The organism is Cellulomonas fulva, from assembly GCF_018531375.1.
Taxonomy (GTDB): Bacteria; Actinomycetota; Actinomycetes; order Actinomycetales; family Cellulomonadaceae; genus Cellulomonas; species Cellulomonas fulva.
The window spans coordinates 588,015-604,085 of record NZ_JAHBOH010000002.1 but is presented as its reverse complement, the minus strand read 5'-3'; the positions used below and the strand labels follow the sequence as shown (position 1 = coordinate 604,085).

The following is a 16,071-nucleotide window of genomic DNA, read 5'->3' as shown; positions in this document are numbered from 1 at the left end:
GGACGCGCGGCGGGTCGACGAGATCCGTCATCGACCGTCGGAGGCGGCGGGCGCGCCCTGCACCTTGCCGTCGGACAGGCGGATCCAGCCGGTGCCCTCCGAGGGCACCATGCCGAGCTCGCCCGCGGACCTCGCGAGCTCCGCCGGCGACGACTTCTGGTCCAGCTGCGCGACCAGGTCCTTCGCGTCCTGGTCGAGGCGGCCGAGCTCGTTCGACAGGTCGTACCGCTCGTACGCGTTCGACGCCATCTGCGTGTTGAGCAGCAGCGCGGACAGCAGCGCACCAGCGAGCACCGCCATGCAGACGAGGACGAACGGGACCCGGGTGCGCGCGTGCGCGGGGGCCCGGACCACCCGCAGCCGCGACGGGGACGGTGACGGTGACGGCGCCGTCGCGCGGGACGGACGGCCGGGTGCGGGCAGTGCGGCGTGAGCCCGTGCAGCGATGGCGCTCATGCGGCCCTCCGGGTGGTGCGCAGGTGGTCAGGGGTGGGACGCAGCCGCTCGGCGGCGCGCAGGCGGACGGACTGGGAACGGGGGTTGCGGGCGAGCTCGGCGGCGTCGGCCTCCTCGGCCCCGCGGGTCACCAGCCGCAGGTACGGCTGGTGGGTCTCCGGGACGACCGGCAGGTCGGGCGGGGCGCTGACGCTCGCGCCCTGCGCGAACGCCTGCTTGACCATGCGGTCCTCGAGCGACTGGTAGGCCTCGACGACGATGCGGCCGCCGACGGCCAGGGCCTCGATCGCCTCCGGGAGCGCGTTCTCCAGCGCCTCGAGCTCCCGGTTGACCTCGATCCGCAGCGCCTGGAACGTGCGCTTGGCGGGGTGCCCTCCGGTCTGGCGCGCCGCCGCGGGGATGCTGCGGCGGACCAGGTCGACGAGCTCCCCCGTGCGGCTGAGCGGGCTCGTCGCCCGCTCCCGGACGATCGCGCGGGCGATCCGCGGGGCGAACCGCTCCTCGCCGTAGGTCCGGAGCACGCGCGCGAGCTCGCGCTCGTCGTACGTCGCGAGGACGTCCGCCGCCGTGGGACCGGACGTCGTGTCCATGCGCATGTCGAGCGGCGCGTCCTTGGCGTAGGAGAACCCGCGCTCGACCTCGTCGAGCTGCAGGCTCGAGACGCCCAGGTCCATGAGCACGCCCTGCGCCGCCGGGACGCCGAGCTCGGCCAGCACGTCGCGGATCTCGTCGTACACGGCGTGCACGCCCGTGAACCGGTCGCCGAACGGCGCCAGCCGCTCGCCCGCCAGCTCCAGCGCCTGCGTGTCGCGGTCGAGGCCGATGACGCGGACCGCCGGGAAGCGGCGCAGGACGGCCTCGGTGTGGCCGCCCATGCCGAGCGTGCAGTCCACCATCACGGCGCCGTCGGCGGACAGCGCGGGGGCGAGGAGCTCGAGGCAACGGTCGAGCAGCACCGGCACGTGCCGGTCGGCCGCGCCGGGTGCCGCCGGTGCCCCCTCGGGGACCTGCGACGCGTCGCGCTCCGTCATCCTGCTCACCCCCTTCCCGCCGTGCTCTCCGCCGCGCCGTCGTGCTCCTGAGCGGTCCTGCCGTGCTGTCCTGCCGTGCTGTCCTGCCGTGCCGTCCTGCTGAGCGGTTCTGCTGTGCTGTCCTGCTGAGCTGCCGTGCTGAGCTGCCGGCTGCGTCTCCTGCTGTGCTTCCTCGTGGCTGGTGGTCGGGCAGCCCCTCCGCCGTCCGACCAGATCCCCCACCGGCCCTCTGCCGCGGGGAAGTGCGGCAGAGCGGTCGGGAGGAGGTCTCGTCGGGCGGGAGCCGAGCGGCGCGTCACCAGCGGCCCTGCGGGAAGACCTCCTCCGTCGCGTCGGCGTAGCCGGACTCCTGCTCGGCCAGGTAGGTCTCCCAGGCGGCCAGGTCCCAGATCTCGACGCGCGTGCCGGCGCCGATCACGGCGACGTCGCGGTCGAGCCCGGCGTACTGCCGCAGCACGGGCGGGATCGAGATCCGCCCCTGCTTGTCCGGCAGCTCGTCGCTGGCACCCGAGAGGAAGACGCGCAGGTAGTCACGCGCCTGCTTGCTGGTGACGGGCGCCTGGCGGAGCTGGTCGTGGTAGCGACGGAACTCCTCCAGCGGCAGCAGGAAGAGGCAGCGCTCCTGGCCGCGCGTCATGACCAGGCCCTGGGCGAGCTGGGGGCGGAACTTGGCCGGGAGGATGAGCCGGCCCTTGTCGTCCAGGCGCGGGGTGTAGGTGCCGAGGAAGGGCAGGCCGGAGCCGAGGACGCCCATGGACTCATGCGACACCGCCCCTCCCTCCCGCTGCTCGGACCCGTGGCCGGCGGCGTCACCGCTGCACCTCTGCGCTGCGCGGTTCCGCGGCCGGCCCGTGGTTGGCCGTGGCGGGCGGCTCGTCGGACCTCGCAGCCCGCTCCCCGCCTCACCACGTGCCTCCACGGTACTCCACTTCCCTCCACCGAGCCCGGTGAGAATGCTGGTTTTCACCCGATCGGCACGCGTCTTCGCAGGTCAGCGCCCGTGGGGAGAAGTGGAGGAGATCGCGTTCCGCGCGGCGCAGCCGGGCCCCGCCTGCCGCAGGGGCTGGCGGCGGTCCTCCCGGTGCGACCGGGGCGGATCCGCATGATCACGCGGCACGCGGGCGTCAGCGCTCGGCGCGGGCCGCTCCCGGGGCCCGGGCGGCGCGCCGTGGTGGAGCGAAGTGGAGGACCTCGGGGCCGGCCGGGGCGGACGGGTGATCTCTCGCCGCCCAGCGCCCCGTCCGCCGCGAGCGCGCCCCGGACGTGCAGGACGGGCCGTAGGCTCGTCCCAGACCGCCGAAGGAGTCGCTCATGCAGCAGGCCGTACCCACGCGTGACGAGATCGAGCAGCTCGTCGCCGTGACCGACCGGATGCGTGCCGGGATCGAGCACGTCGTCACCGGCCGGACCGAGCTCGTCCGCACCACGCTCGCCGTCCTGCTCGCGGAGGGGCACCTGCTCCTCGAGGACGTCCCCGGCGTCGGGAAGACGACGCTGGCGAAGGCGCTCGCGCGCACCATCGACTGCAGCGTCGGGCGCGTCCAGTTCACCCCGGACCTGCTCCCGAGCGACCTGACGGGCGTCAACATCTACCGCGCCCAGACCAACGAGTTCGAGTTCCGGCCCGGCCCGGTCTTCGCGCACGTGGTGATCGGCGACGAGATCAACCGCGCCTCCCCCAAGACGCAGTCCGCGCTGCTCGAGTGCATGCAGGAGGCGCAGGCCACGATCGACGGCCGCACCTACCGCCTGCCCCGCCCCTTCCTCGTCGTCGCGACGCAGAACCCCGTCGAGATGGAGGGCACCTACCCGCTGCCCGAGGCCCAGCGCGACCGCTTCATGGCTCGCCTGACGGTGGGCTACCCGAGCGTCGAGTCCGAGCTCGACATGCTGGACCTGCAGGAGACCGCCGACCCGCTCGCCGAGCTGCGCGCGGTGACCGACGCCGCGCAGGTGGGGGCCATGATCGACGTCACCCGGCGCCTCTTCGCCTCGCCCGCGGTCAAGCGGTACGTCGTCGACCTGGTCGGCGCCACGCGCGCCGAGAGCGGCCTGCGGCTGGGCGCGTCGCCGCGCGCCGCGATCCAGCTCCTGCGCGCGGCGAAGGGTCTCGCCGCGCTCGACGGCCGTGACCACGTGCTGCCGGACGACGTCCAGAAGCTCGCGCCGGCCGTCCTGGCGCACCGGCTCCTGCCGAGCACCGAGTCCCGGCTCTCGGGCCGGTCGACCGAGTCGATCGTCGCGGACCTGGTCGCCGCGGTGCCCGTCCCGGCCACGGCCGGTGCGGTCCGCGAGCGGCGAGCCTTCGGCTGATGCGCCTACGACCGACGCTGCGCGGCTGGGCCCTGGCGGCGGTCGGCCTGGCGATCGTCCTCCTCGCCGTCGCGATGGGCTCGGTCGACCTGGCACGCCTCGGCGCGGTCGGGCTGCTTGTCGTCGGCGCCAGCGCCGGCGTGGTCGCCTGGATCGACACCGGTCACCACCGCCGGCCGCTGGCCGTGCACCGCGCGGTCGTCCCCAACCCCGTGCACGCGGGCGAGCGCGTCGCCGTGGAGGTCCGCATCACGTCGGCCGACCCCGCCACGCGCGCGCGGCTGGCCGGCCTCCGGTTCGCCGAGCAGGCCGCCACCGAGCTCTCGGCCGGCCGGCCGCTGCGGGCGCGGGTCCAGCGCTCCCCCGGGCTCGTCGTCGTGTCCTACGGCGTCCAGACGGCGCGACGAGGGCGCTGGCCGCTCGGACCGCTCGTCGTGACCCGCAACGACCTGTTCGGCACCGTCGCCAGCACGTCGACGCTCGGCGAGCAGGCCGAGGTCACGGTGTGGCCCGCCGTCACCGCGCTGCCGGCGCCGAGCGACGTCCTGGTCGGCGAGCCCGACCGCGTCGCGATCGGTGCGCGCTCGCCGTCCACCGACGACTCGTCGCTGCGCGACTACCGCGAGGGCGACGACCTGCGCCGCGTGCACTGGCGCAGCAGCGCGCGGCGCGGCGAGCTCGTCGTGCGGTCCGACGAGCGCGCCGGGATGCGGCCGGTCTCGGTGCTGCTGGACCTGCCGACCCGGCCCGCGCACGTCGAGTGGTCGATCTCGCTCGCGGCCTCGGTCGCCCTCGCGATGCTGGACGCGGGACACCCCGTCCGGCTCCTCGACGGCACCCGCGCCCACACCGGCGTGACCGGCGTGCCGTTCCTCCACACGCGGCACGACGGCGCGCGCGCCGCCCTCCTCGACCAGACGGTCGACCTCGAGGCCACGCGGGTCTCGTCGGAGGCGCAGTCGCGGCTCGTCGCCAGCGCGCACCTCCTCGAGAGCACGGAGGCCGGCGGCGAGATCGTGCTGGGAGTGCTCGGCCCGCTCGGCGCCGGCGCACGCGCCGCCCTCGCGCACGTCGCGGACACCGCCCAGGGCTGGGCGATGGTGCGGACCGACCCGCAGCACGCCGCGGACCAGCGCGACGCGGAGCACACCGTCGACGCGCTGCGCCGCGCGGGCTGGCGCGCGTGCCTGGTCACGCCCGGCGAGCCCGCGATCACGTGCTGGATGCGACTGCTCGGGAGCGCCCGGTGAACGTCCTGCACACCGTCCCGCCCCGCGGCTGGCGCGCGGTCGCCGCGACGGGCCTGTGCTGGTTCGCCACCGTGACGTCGCTGCACGCGCTCACCAACCTGGTGGGGGCGACCCCGTGGCGGAGCCCGATCGTGCTCCTGCTGCTCGTCGTCGCCGCCGTGGTCGTCGTCGTGCGGGCCGTGACGCGGTCGGTGCGGCTGCCCAGCGTCGTCGGGCTCGTCGTGGCGGGCGTCGCGGTCCTGCTCCGCTACGGCGGGCCGCCCGGACGGCTCCAGCTGGTCCCCGACACCGCGTCCTGGGACCGCACCGTCGCGCTCTGGGGCGAGGGCCTGCGGCTGGTCGACGAGTCCACCGTCCCCGTGGACGTCACCCGGCCGCTCGAGCTGATGATCGCCGTCGGCGCGATCGCGGTGCTGCTCGCCGCCGACCTGCTGGCGGTCGCGCTCGGCATGGCGGCCTGGTCCGGCCTCGCGTTCGCCGCGATGTGGACGCCGACGATCGCGCTCGGCTTCCCGGCGCGCGGGTCCGCGCTGTTCTGGACCGGCCTGGCCTACCTGCTGCTGCTCGCGCTGAGCGTCGTCCCCCAGCCGGCGCGCGACGACGGGGCGCGCCGGGTCGGGCTCGCCTCCGGAGCGGCGGTCGGCATCCTCGCCGTCGCGCTGCTCGCCGGTCCGCCGCTCGCCGCGCTCCCTGGCTGGTCGTCGTGGGGCCTGCCGAACCTGGGCTCGGGCGCCGCGGGCCCGGTCGACCTCTCGTCGGACCTCGACGTGCGGCAGAGCCTCGGGACGCGGTCCAGCCAGGTCGCGCTGCGCTACACGGTCCGGCCGCCGGGCTCCGACGAGGCCGGCGCGGACGGGTCCGCCGCGCCGAGCCCGTCGGCCGCGTCGACGGCGCCCCCCGTCAACGCGAACTCGATCGGGCCCCTGCGCGCGTTCACCCTCATGTCCTTCGACGGCCGCTCCTGGCACGCGGACGAGCCGACCGACGACGGCCTCCCGGTCGACGACGGTCTCCTGGCCGCCGACCCCGCCCTGCGCGGGACCGCCCCCGACCCCCGGCGCGGGACGCTCGCCCAGGTGGACATGGAGGTCGGCGTCCTCGAGGACCGTCAGCTGCCGATCTCGACGTTCCCGCGCACGCTGCAGCTCGACGGGCCCTGGCGCTGGGACGTCGACCGCGACACCGTGGACGGCGCCGACCCCACGACCGAGGGGATGCGCTGGCGGAGCATCGTCGAGATCCCCGACCTGACCGGCGACGACCTCGAGGGCGTCGGCATCGGCGAGGTCGGCGACCCCCGGGCGACCGAGGTGCCCCCCACCGCCCACGCGGCGGACATCGCGGCGCTCGCACGCGAGGTCACCCAGGACGCGACGACGCCGTACGAGCAGGCCATGGCGCTCCAGACCTACCTGCGCTCCGCCGTGAACTTCACCTACGACACCCGGATCGACCCCGCGCAGTCGCCCGACGCCGTCTGGGACTTCCTGCAGTCCCGCAAGGGCTACTGCGTGCAGTTCGCGACCGCCATGACCGTGATGGCGCGCTCGCTGGGGATCCCCGCGCGCGTCGGGGTCGGCTTCCTGCCGGGGACCGCCGACGACGGCTCCTACGTGATCACCGGCCAGCAGTCCCACGCCTGGCCGGAGCTGGCGTTCGACGGCTACGGCTGGGTCCGCTTCGAGCCCACCCCCGCCGTCCAGACCGGCGCGCCGCCGATCTGGAGCGATCCGTACGCCGACACCATCGGCTCCGGCCCCACCGAGCCGGCGATCCCCACCGCGGCTCCGGGTCCCGTGAGCACCGCGACCGTCGCCCCGGGCGTGTCCGCCCCGGTCGACACCGAGAGCGACGTCCCGTGGGTCCCCGCTGCGGCCACCGTGCTCCTGGTGCTCGCCGCCGGGACGGGCGGCGTCCTGCTGCTGACGCGCCGGCGCTCCCGCGTGCTGGCCGAGCTCACGCCCGAGCAGGCCTGGAGCCGGCTGCGACGCGCGCTGGCGCGCTACGGGGTCCGGTGGGGCGCGTCCACGACCCCGCGCGCCGCGGTCCGGTCCGTCACGGCGCAGGTCGACGCCTGGTCGGTCGGCGCGCCGGCCGGCGACGGCGCGGGGCTCACCGAGTCGGCCACGCTCGCGCTGTCCCGGCTGGCTCTCGCGGTCGAGCAGGCCCGGTACGCACCGCACGCGGTGACGCCGGAACCCGGCCAGCTCGCGGGCTGGGTCGACGAGGTGACCGGCGGCGTGCGCGCCGCCCGCGGGAGCCGTGGCCGCCGCAGCTGGGGCCGTCGGAGCGACGGCCGTCGGAGCGATGGCCGCCGGAGCCCGGTCACCACGTCGTGACCGTCAGGACGACCTGACTGTCCGGACGACCTGGCCGTCCGGACGCCCTCGCTCGCCAGGAAGTCCTGACGTCTGATGCCGGCGCCGGCCCGAGTGATGCCAGTGCGGCCTCGACCGGTGCAGGCTCGACCGGTGCGGGCTCGACCGGTGCGGGCTGACCTCGGGAAGGCTTACAGACCGCCCTGGCCGCGGCGCTTGTCCCAGCGCTCCTCCATGCGGGCCATGAAGCCCTGCTTGGCGGCCTTGGGCGCGTGGCCGGAGCGGGGCTTGCGCACGGCACCCTCGTCCGTGACCACGCCCTGCGGTCCGGAGCCGGAGCGCCGCGGGTTGGCGAAGGCGTAGGCGACCGCAGCGAACATCACCACGAAGCCGACGACGCCCAGCACGGGCGCGCTGTAGGCCGCGCCGAAGACGAGCAGCAGGAGGCCGACGACCGCACCTGCGCCAGCGATGAGGTACCGGCCGAACGACCGGCGCCCGCGCTGGGTGAGCGTGTTCGCGAGCCGAGGGTCGTCGGAGGCCAGCTGGCGCTCCATCTGCTCGAGGACGCGCTGCTCGTACTCGGAGAGAGGCATCCCGACCCCCGATGGTCCGTGAGAAGTGCTGAACGGGATCAGGATAGATCCGCAACCTGGAAGGTGGTAGTCGAGCGGTCGGACACGGGCGCCGCGAGCGTCGTCGCGGGCGTGATCGCCGCGCCACCGAAGCGCTCGCGCACCTGGTCCATCGCGAGCTCCGCGTTCCTGCGCTCCTCGCGATCGGGCGACCGGCGCGCCGGCTCGGCGACTCCCGCGGCACCGCTGCCTGCGGCGACGTCCGCGAACAGGTCGTCGAAGGTCGGCTGCCGCACGGAGTCCGCGACCGACGACAGCCCCTCGACCCGGACGCCCACCAGCCGCACGGGAAGACCGCGCAGGTCGACGCCTGCGAGCAGGTCCCGTGACGTGAGGTAGATCTCGCGCCCGACGTCCGTCGGCGCCGTCAGCGACCGCGACCTGGTGAGGGTGCGGAAGTCCGACGTGCGGACCTTCACGCTGACGGTGCGCCCCACGAGCCCGCGCTGGCGCAGCCGCCGCGCGCACCGGTCCGCGAGCTCGAGCGCCTTCGCCTGCACGACGCCCAGGTCGTGCTCGTCCGCACCGAAGGTCTCCTCGGCACCGACGGACTTCTCCGCCCGCCCCGGCTGGACCGGGCGCGGGTCACGCCCCCACGCCAGGTCGTACAGGTGCGCGCCCGCCACCTTGCCCACGGCACGCTGGACGGTGCCGACGTCGCTGTCCGCGAGCTCGGCGACCGTCCTGATGCCCCAGCGGGCGAGCGAGGCCTCGGTCCGTTCGCCGACGCCCCACAGGGCGCCCACCGGCAGGGCGCGCAGGAAGTCGACCGTCGCCGCGCGCGGGATCAGCAGGACACCGTCCGGCTTCGCGTGCCCGGACGCCAGCTTGGCGACGAACTTGGTGGCGCCGATGCCGACGGAGCACGTGATGCCGTACCGGGACAGCACCTGCGCCCGGATGTGCGCCGCGATCGTCGTCGGTGGGCCGAGCCGGCGCCGGGCGCCCTGGACGTCGAGGAACGCCTCGTCGATGCTGACCTGCTCCACGAGCGCGGTGACGTCCGAGAGCACCTCCATCACGCCGACCGAGACCTCGTGGTACGCCTTGTGGTCGGGCGGCACCACGATCGCCTGCGGGCACGCCCGCAGCGCGGCCGCCATCGGCATCGCCGAGTGCACGCCGAACGCCCGCGCCTCGTACGTCGCGGCCAGGACCACGCCGCGCGCGGCACCCCCGACGATCACCGCCCGGCCCCGCAGCTGCGGCCGACGGGCGAGCTCGACGGAGGCGAAGAACGCGTCCATGTCGACGTGCAGGATCGAGCACCCGTCCTCGGTCCCGCCCCAGTCACGCCGGACGTGCTCCGCGCGCGGACCGCGACTCACGACGCACGCACCGCGAGCATGCGCGGAGCGGCGGACCGCGCCACGAAGGGCACCGGCTCCTCCGCAGCGACCAGCGCGTGCGCCGCGTCCACGAGGTCCTCCGCCAGGCACAGCGTGCGCTCGGCGCGCTCCTCGGTCACCCGGTCGAACCTGCCGGCGTCGACCGCGGAGCGCAGGGCGGCGCCGTCGGCGAAGAACGCGGCGAGGTCCGCGAGCTCCGGGGCCACCGCGTCCACCATGCCCCAGACCGTACGGGGCGCCCCACGACCGCCCGGGGCGCCGCGCCGCGCGACCACGGCGGCGGCGGCACGCAGCCCGGCGAGGTGCGCGTGGCTGAACCGCTCCCACGGCTCCGCCGAGTACTGGGCGGCCAGGAGCTCGGCGTCCGCGCGCGCCAGCAGCTCCTGCGGACGTCCTCCGCCACGCGCCGCCGTTCGCTGTGCACCCATCCCGACCACCTCCGTTCCCAGTATCGAACGCATGTTCGAACTCGTCAAGTGTCCGAGAAGCCTCCCGGACCACTGCTCTCGCGCGCTGGTCTTCCGCGGACGTCCGCCACGAGCTCTGCCACGTCCGCGGAAGAAACCGCCGGTGCGTAGAGTCGTGGGATGTCCGCGGCCCGACGACGTGAAGGCTCCCACCGACCACCGACACCCGGCTCCGCACGCGCGGCTGCCTCGCACCGCGGCGGGCCGGCGGCACTGCGAGCGGGCTGGCCCGACGGGCCGGTCGAGGTCCCGACGGGCACCGTCGAGGTCCGACCCGACCCCGACCACGCCTCCGGCGCCACGCTCCTGGTCAACGGCGTGCCGAGCTCGTACGTGGACCTCGAGGACTCCGGGGTCCTCGCGTTCGAGTACATGCAGCAGATGGCGCTCGTGATCGACGTCGTCCGCCCCGGGACGCCGCTCGACGTGGTGCACCTGGGCGCCGGCGGCTGCGCGCTCGCGCGCGCGCTCGACGCGACGCGCCCCGGCTCGAGGCAGCTCGCGGTGGAGCTCGACGCGCGGCTGCCCGAGCTCGCGCGCACCTGGTTCGGCCTCCCCCGGGCACCCGCCCTGCGGATCCGGGCGGGAGACGCGCGCGAGCAGCTCGAACGGCTCGCGGACGCGAGCGCGGACGTCGTCGTGCGCGACGTGTTCGCCGGCGACCGCACGCCTGCGCACCTGACGACCCTCGAGGTCGCGCAGCAGGCCGCCCGCGTCGTCCGGGCCGGGGGCGTGTACCTGGTGAACTGCGCGGACCGGCCGCCGCTCACGCTCGCGCGCAGCGAGATCGCGACGCTCCGCGAGGCGTTCGCGGACGTCGCCGTGATCGCCGAGCCCGCGCTCCTGCGCGGACGGGGCTACGGCAACGTCGTCGTGGCGGCCGCGCACGACGAGGACCTGCTCGGGGTCGCCGGGCTCGCGCGCGCCGTGCGCACGCTCCCGGCACCGGCGCGGCTGCTGCGCGGCGACGAGCTGCGCGCCTTTGTCGCAGGTGCGCCGGTGCTGCGGGACCCGCCGCCCGCGCCGGACGGCGGAGCTGCGGCGGACGCGCCGAGGGCCGCCCCGTGACCGGGACGGCCCTCGGACCACCGTCCGCGGCACGACGCCCCGGACGAGGAGAGATCAGAGCGGGCGGACGCTCTCGGCCTGCGGACCCTTCGCGCCCTGCGTGATCTCGAACTCGACGCGCTGACCCTCGTCGAGCGAGCGGTAGCCCTGCGAGTCGATCGCCGAGTAGTGGACGAAGACGTCGGCGCCGCCGCCGTCCTGGGCGATGAACCCGTAGCCCTTCTCAGCGTTGAACCACTTGACAGCACCCTGTGCCATGACTTGCTTCCTGTCATCCAACCGGTGACGGCCGCGGACCTGTTCACCACGGCCGTGCCGCAATGCCTCACGTCCTGCACCGGTGGACCGGCCTCGGGGCCGGCGGGACCTCGCACCGCAGCCCGGGGGCCGTGGTGGAGTGGTTCCGGTCAAGCGATCACGCCACTGCAACGAGCACGATCCTTGCACCAGGGATGTGGCCTGCGCCACGCCTCCGGGCTCCCCGTTCGCCGCGTTTTGACAACGATTGGGTAAAGGTCGACCGCAGGGGTCCGCCGGTCGGGTGACGGCTCAGGCCCCGTCGTCGCCCTGCTGCGCGAGGAAGCGCTCGAACTCGGCGCCCAGCTCGTCGGCGGTGGGCAGGTCGGCGCTCTGGGCCAGGAGGCTCGTGCGGCCGATGCTGCGGCTGAACGCGTCGTACTGCTCCTCGAGCGCGTGCACGAGCGTGCGCACCTCGTCGGACTCCGCGACCTGCCGCTCGATCTCCAGCGTCGCGTCGGTCGCGGCCTGCTCGAGCCCGTCCGTGCGCAGCTCGAGGCCCGTGGCGCGCTCGACGGCGCGCAGGCCGGCGATCGTCGCCTGCGGGTACGCGGACTGCGCGAGGTAGTGCGGCACGTGCACCGCGAAGCCGACCGCGTCGTGCCCCGCCTCCCCCAGCCGCAGCTCGAGCAGGGCGCCCGCGCTCGCCGGGACCTGGACCTTGCCGAACCAGGCGGGGTGCTCGGCCACCAGCTCCGGGCGCGTCGCGTGCGCCGTCACCGAGACGGGGCGGGTGTGCGGCAGCCCCATCGGGATCCCGTGCAGGCCGACGGTCAGCGGCACGTCGAACCGCTCGACGATCTGCCGCACCGCCGCCACGTACCGCTCCCACTGCACGTCCGGCTCGCTGCCGTGCAGCAGCAGGAACGGCACGCCGTCGGCGTCGCGCACCATGTCGACCACCAGCTCGGGCGCCTCGTACGACGTCCAGGTGGTGGCCTCGAACGTCATCGCCGGGCGCCGTGAGCGGTAGTCGACCAGCTGGTCGGCGTCGAACGTCGCCAGCCGCGTGGTCGTGAGCTCCTCGGCCAGGTGCTCCACCGCGAGCTGGCCGGTGCTGCCGGCGTCGACGAAGCCGCGCACCGCGTGCACGAGCACGGGGCCCGATCCCTGCGCCGCGGCGCGCGCGTCGACCTCGGCCGCCACGACCGGGTCCAGCTCGTAGATGTCCTTGGGGTCCAGCATGCTCGCGCGTGCTCCCTCGTCCGTCGTCGTCGTCCCCACCGGGAGGCCCGGTGCTCTGCCGGCTAGAACGTCCGCACGCCCCCGCGGATTCCCGGGTCAGCGCTGAGGCAGGCGCACGACCTCGACGAAGAACTCGTCGATCTGCCGGACCACGGTGATGAACGCGTCGAAGTCGACCGGCTTGGTGACGTACGCGTTGGCGTGCAGCGCGTAGCTGCGCACCACGTCCTCCTCGGCCTCCGACGTCGTGAGCACGACGACGGGGATCATCCGCAGCCGCTCGTCGGCCTTGAGCGCCTCGAGGACCTCGCGCCCGTCCATCCGCGGCAGGTTCAGGTCGAGCAGGACCAGGTCCGGCGTGCTCGCGTCCGCGTGCTCGCCCTCCTTGCGCAGGTACTGCAGCGCGCTCACCCCGTCGGCGACGACCGTGAGCGTGTTCCGCACCTTGTTGTGCTCGAACGCCTCGCGCGTCATCAGGACGTCGCCCGGGTCGTCCTCGACCAGCAGGACGTCGATGGTCTTGCGCGAACCCGTCATGCGTGTGCTCCGTCCCTCGCGCCCGCGGCGCTCGTGGGCCCGCCGGAGGCGGCGGGCTCGATGGTCGTGCTGGTGGTGCCGTCGGTGAGCGTAGCCGCAGCCGCGTCCTCGACGGGGTCGGGCAGCGTCCAGCAGATCCGGGTCCCCACGCCGTCGGTCGGCTGCTCGATCCAGATCCGGCCGCGGTGGAACTCGACGATCTTCTTGCACAGCGCCAGGCCGATGCCCGTGCCCTCGTAGAGGTCCTTGGCGTGCAGCCGCTGGAAGATCACGAACACGCGCTCGGCGTACTGCTCGTCGATGCCGATCCCGTCGTCCTCGCAGGCCAGCTCCCACGCCCCGGGCACGCGGCGCGCCGAGAGGTGGACGCGCGCGGGACGCTCCGGGTCGCGGAACTTCACGGCGTTCCCGACGAGGTTCTGGAACAGCTGGACGAGCAGGGGCTCCTCGCCGACGACCGTGGGCAGCTCGCCGTGCGTGACCGTGGCGCCCGCGTCCGCGATCGCCTCCTCGAGCTGCGACGTGGCGACGTCGAGCGCGGCGCCGAGGTCGACGTCGGTGAGCTCGCGGCCGACCCGGCCCACGCGGGAGAACCCGAGCAGGTCCTGGATCAGCCGCTGCATCCGCTTCGCGCCGTCCACGGCGAACGCGATGTACTGGTCCGCGCGCTCGTCGAGCTGGCCGCCGTACCGCTTCTGCAGGAGCTGCGTGAAGCTCGCGACCTTGCGCAGCGGCTCCTGCAGGTCGTGCGACGCGACGTAGGCGAACTGCTCGAGGTCGCGGTTGGACCGGCGCAGCTCCTCGGCCTGCTCGCCGAGTCGCGCGTGCGCGTCCTCGACCTCGCGACGGGCCGCCTCCACCGCGTGCACCTGCTCGACGAGCGTCGTGCGCATCCGCTCGACGTCGTGGGCGAGCGAGCGCACCTCGTCGGGTCCCTGCGCGAGGACCGGGTGCGCGAGGTCGCCCGACGCGACGCCGCGGACGTCCGCGCCGACCTGCTCGAGCGGCTCGACGACCCAACGACGCAGCGCGACCCACACCAGCACGCCGACCGTGACCATGACGACCGCCAGGACGCCGACGACGGTCGAGGCGGCGCGCGTCCACCGGGTGAGCTCGTGCGCCACGTCGTCACGCAGGACGCGCAACGCGTCGACGAACTCCGTGACCGCCGCGCGCAGCTCGTCGAACCGCTGCTTGCCCTCCTCGATCTGCGCCGGGTCGACCGAGTCGATGCCGTCCGCCTCGATCTGGGCGACCAGGGGCGCGGCGTACTCCTCGTACCACTCGCGCGCGAGAGCGTCGGCGCGCTCCGCCGTCGCGTCCACCGTCGGGTCCTGACGCACCTGCGCGACGTCCTGCGCGATGTCTTCGAACTCCGGTCCCTGCGCCACGGCCCGCTCGTACGGCTCGAGCGCGGCGGGGTCCCCGGTCAGCGCGTACCCGCGCAGGCTCGTCTCGGCGTCGACCAGCGTGACGTAGCCGGCGTCGGCCCGGGTGATGGCCTCGAACAGGTCCTGCGTGACGATGTCCTGGCGCTGCACCTGCTGCGCGTAGGCGACGCCCGCGAGCGCGACGAGCACGACGAGGAACGCCCCGGCGCCCACGAGGAGCTGGCGCAGCCGGTGGCGCAGCGACGTCCTCGAGCCCGCCCGCGGACGTCCGCCCTCGCGGCTGGCTGCCGCCGCGCTCACCCGCGCCACCCGACGACGACGACCGCCGCGTCGTCGACCAGGTCGCCGCCGTGCAGCGCGCGCACCCGGTCGATCACGCGTCCGACGAGGTCGGGCGCCTGCGCCGACCCGTCGTGGCCCGTCGGGCTCGAGCCCTCGGCGGTCAGCGCCTCGTCGACGACCGCGACCAGGCCGGGCTTGCCCAGCCGCTCGGTGCTCCCGGCGATGGTCGCCTCCATCAGTCCGTCGGTGTGCAGCAGCAGCCGCCAGGGCGCGTCGAGCTCCAGGTGCAGCGGCCGCCAGCCGCCGTCCACCGGGATGCCGAGCGCGCGGCCGCGGGCGGCGGAGGAGACGAGCGTGGTCGGCGGCCCGAGCAGGAACGGCACGGGGTGACCCGCCAGGTAGAGGTCGGCGTGCCGCCGGTCCGGCGCGACGGCGAGCATCGCGGCGGTCGTGAAGACCTCCGGACGGGCCCGCTCGGCCTCGAGCACGCGCTCGACGAGCCCGAGGATCTGGTCGGTCGGGATGCCGGCCAGCACGAGCGTGCGCCAGGCCGTGCGCAGCGTCGCGCCGAGCGCGGCCTCGTCGGGCCCGTGCCCGCACACGTCACCGACCAGCACCAGGACGCTGCCGTCGGGACGCTGCACCGCGTCGTAGAAGTCGCCACCGAGCACGCCGTCACGGCCCGCGCGGTAGCCGACCATGAGCTCGAGCGAGCGGTCCGCGACCGCGGGGCGCGGCAGGAGCGCCTGCTCGAGCCGCGTGGTCTCCTGCTCGCGGACGTTGCTGCGGTACAGCTGGCGGTCGGTCTCCTCGAGGCGCTTGCGCTGGATCGCGTAGCGCACGGACCGCGCCAGCCGCTCGCCGTCCACGTCGACCTTGAGCAGGTAGTCCTGGGCGCCCGCCGCGACCGCGGCGAGCCCGGCGTCGGCCTCGGACATGCCGGTGAGCACGACGACGGCGGGTGCGCCCGCGGCCAGCAGCCGGTCGAGCGCCGGGAGCCCGACGGCGTCCGGCAGGCCGAGGTCCAGCAGGACGCAGTCCACGTCGAGCAGGCCGACGGCCTCGTCGAGCGTGCGGGCGCGGACCAGGTCGGCGTCCAGCCCGGCGTCGGCCAGGTGCTCGGACACGAGCAGCCAGTCACCCTCGTCGTCCTCGACGACGAGCAGGCGCAGCGCCCCGGTCGCGGCGGGGTAGCCCGCGGGGCGCCTGGGGTCGACCTCGATCACGGCGATCCTCTCCTCGGGCACCCGAAGCGTACGGCCCCGCGCGGCCCTCCCGCAGGCAGACGCCCCGTCGCCCGGCACGACGGGGTCGCACCGGCGCGCCGCGACACGCCGCGTGCGTCGGCTCGTCGTGCAGGTGGAAGAATGGACGGCCGCTCGCGCTCGTCGTACCCGACCTGGCGTGAGCCGACGACCTGGTCCGACCGACCTGGCCCGACGACCAGCCCGACGACCAGACCGACGACCAGCCCGACGACCAGCCCGAC

General features: G+C 75.1%; 15 protein-coding genes. 4 read left to right on the top strand and 11 right to left on the bottom strand.

All coding sequences use genetic code 11. The annotated features are described in order from the left end of the window. Positions 1-27: 27 nt before the first annotated feature. From ftsL to mraZ, 3 genes are all read right to left on the bottom strand, one after another. Positions 28-300 carry a cell division protein FtsL gene (gene ftsL / locus KIN34_RS16955; protein ID WP_237689900.1) on the bottom strand — a complete coding sequence of 91 codons (273 nt, stop codon included), beginning with the start codon at positions 298-300 and terminating at the stop codon, positions 28-30. A 152-nt stretch (positions 301-452) separates the two neighbouring features. Further along, a complete protein-coding gene (rsmH, locus tag KIN34_RS16225; RefSeq protein WP_214353006.1) occupies positions 453-1,487 on the bottom strand; it encodes a 16S rRNA (cytosine(1402)-N(4))-methyltransferase RsmH in 1,035 nt (344 codons plus the stop codon). Between the two features lie 295 nt (positions 1,488-1,782). Then, positions 1,783-2,241, bottom strand: coding sequence for a division/cell wall cluster transcriptional repressor MraZ (gene mraZ, locus KIN34_RS16220; RefSeq protein WP_214353166.1), 459 nt, complete (start codon positions 2,239-2,241; stop codon positions 1,783-1,785). A gap of 557 nt (positions 2,242-2,798) precedes the next feature. On the opposite strand from mraZ, the gene KIN34_RS16215 reads away from it, so the two are divergent. Genes KIN34_RS16215 through KIN34_RS16205 form a run of 3 tightly spaced genes read left to right on the top strand, consistent with a single transcriptional unit; the run spans position 2,799 to position 7,389 of the window. After that, on the top strand, positions 2,799-3,800 hold the full coding sequence (locus KIN34_RS16215; protein ID WP_214353004.1) for an AAA family ATPase: 1,002 nt from the start codon (positions 2,799-2,801) through the stop codon (positions 3,798-3,800). Next, positions 3,800-5,050 carry a DUF58 domain-containing protein gene (locus tag KIN34_RS16210; protein ID WP_214353002.1) on the top strand — a complete coding sequence of 417 codons (1,251 nt, stop codon included), beginning with the start codon at positions 3,800-3,802 and terminating at the stop codon, positions 5,048-5,050. Before KIN34_RS16215 ends, KIN34_RS16210 begins: the two co-directional genes overlap by 1 nt. After that, entirely contained in the window at positions 5,047-7,389 is a 2,343-nt protein-coding gene (locus KIN34_RS16205; RefSeq protein ID WP_214353000.1) for a transglutaminase TgpA family protein, read from the top strand. The genes KIN34_RS16210 and KIN34_RS16205 overlap by 4 nt, the downstream gene beginning before the upstream one ends. A 170-nt stretch (positions 7,390-7,559) precedes the next feature. Here the strand turns inward: KIN34_RS16205 and KIN34_RS16200 are convergent, their stop codons facing one another. Genes KIN34_RS16200 through KIN34_RS16190 form a run of 3 tightly spaced genes read right to left on the bottom strand, consistent with a single transcriptional unit; the run spans position 7,560 to position 9,780 of the window. Then, positions 7,560-7,964, bottom strand: a complete 405-nt coding sequence (locus tag KIN34_RS16200) for an SCO2097 family morphological protein (RefSeq protein WP_214352998.1) — start codon at positions 7,962-7,964, stop codon at positions 7,560-7,562. A gap of 38 nt (positions 7,965-8,002) precedes the next feature. Then, a complete protein-coding gene (dinB, locus tag KIN34_RS16195) occupies positions 8,003-9,331 on the bottom strand; it encodes a DNA polymerase IV (RefSeq protein ID WP_214352996.1) in 1,329 nt (442 codons plus the stop codon). Continuing rightward, positions 9,328-9,780: an SAV_6107 family HEPN domain-containing protein gene (locus KIN34_RS16190; protein ID WP_214352994.1), complete on the bottom strand. Its 453-nt coding sequence runs from the start codon at positions 9,778-9,780 to the stop codon at positions 9,328-9,330. The genes dinB and KIN34_RS16190 overlap by 4 nt, the downstream gene beginning before the upstream one ends. Before the next feature lie 159 nt (positions 9,781-9,939). On the opposite strand from KIN34_RS16190, the gene KIN34_RS16185 reads away from it, so the two are divergent. Then, positions 9,940-10,887, top strand: a complete 948-nt coding sequence (locus tag KIN34_RS16185) for a spermidine synthase (protein WP_214352993.1) — start codon at positions 9,940-9,942, stop codon at positions 10,885-10,887. A gap of 54 nt (positions 10,888-10,941) precedes the next feature. Here KIN34_RS16185 and KIN34_RS16180 read toward each other — a convergent pair whose 3' ends face one another. From KIN34_RS16180 to KIN34_RS16160, 5 genes are all read right to left on the bottom strand, one after another. Then, positions 10,942-11,145, bottom strand: coding sequence for a cold-shock protein (locus KIN34_RS16180; protein WP_214352992.1), 204 nt, complete (start codon positions 11,143-11,145; stop codon positions 10,942-10,944). 291 nt (positions 11,146-11,436) lie between these two features. Next, positions 11,437-12,369 (bottom strand): proteasome assembly chaperone family protein, encoded by a 933-nt coding sequence (locus tag KIN34_RS16175; RefSeq protein ID WP_214352991.1) that lies wholly within the window; start codon positions 12,367-12,369, stop codon positions 11,437-11,439. A gap of 96 nt (positions 12,370-12,465) precedes the next feature. Continuing rightward, positions 12,466-12,906: a response regulator gene (locus KIN34_RS16170; protein WP_214352990.1), complete on the bottom strand. Its 441-nt coding sequence runs from the start codon at positions 12,904-12,906 to the stop codon at positions 12,466-12,468. Next, positions 12,903-14,600: a sensor histidine kinase gene (locus tag KIN34_RS16165; protein WP_214352989.1), complete on the bottom strand. Its 1,698-nt coding sequence runs from the start codon at positions 14,598-14,600 to the stop codon at positions 12,903-12,905. Before KIN34_RS16165 ends, KIN34_RS16170 begins: the two co-directional genes overlap by 4 nt. After that, the gene (locus KIN34_RS16160; protein WP_307858293.1) at positions 14,597-15,829 is read right to left on the bottom strand and encodes a PP2C family protein-serine/threonine phosphatase; all 1,233 of its coding nucleotides are present in this window, start codon (positions 15,827-15,829) and stop codon (positions 14,597-14,599) included. The genes KIN34_RS16165 and KIN34_RS16160 overlap by 4 nt, the downstream gene beginning before the upstream one ends. Positions 15,830-16,071: the final 242 nt, after the last annotated feature.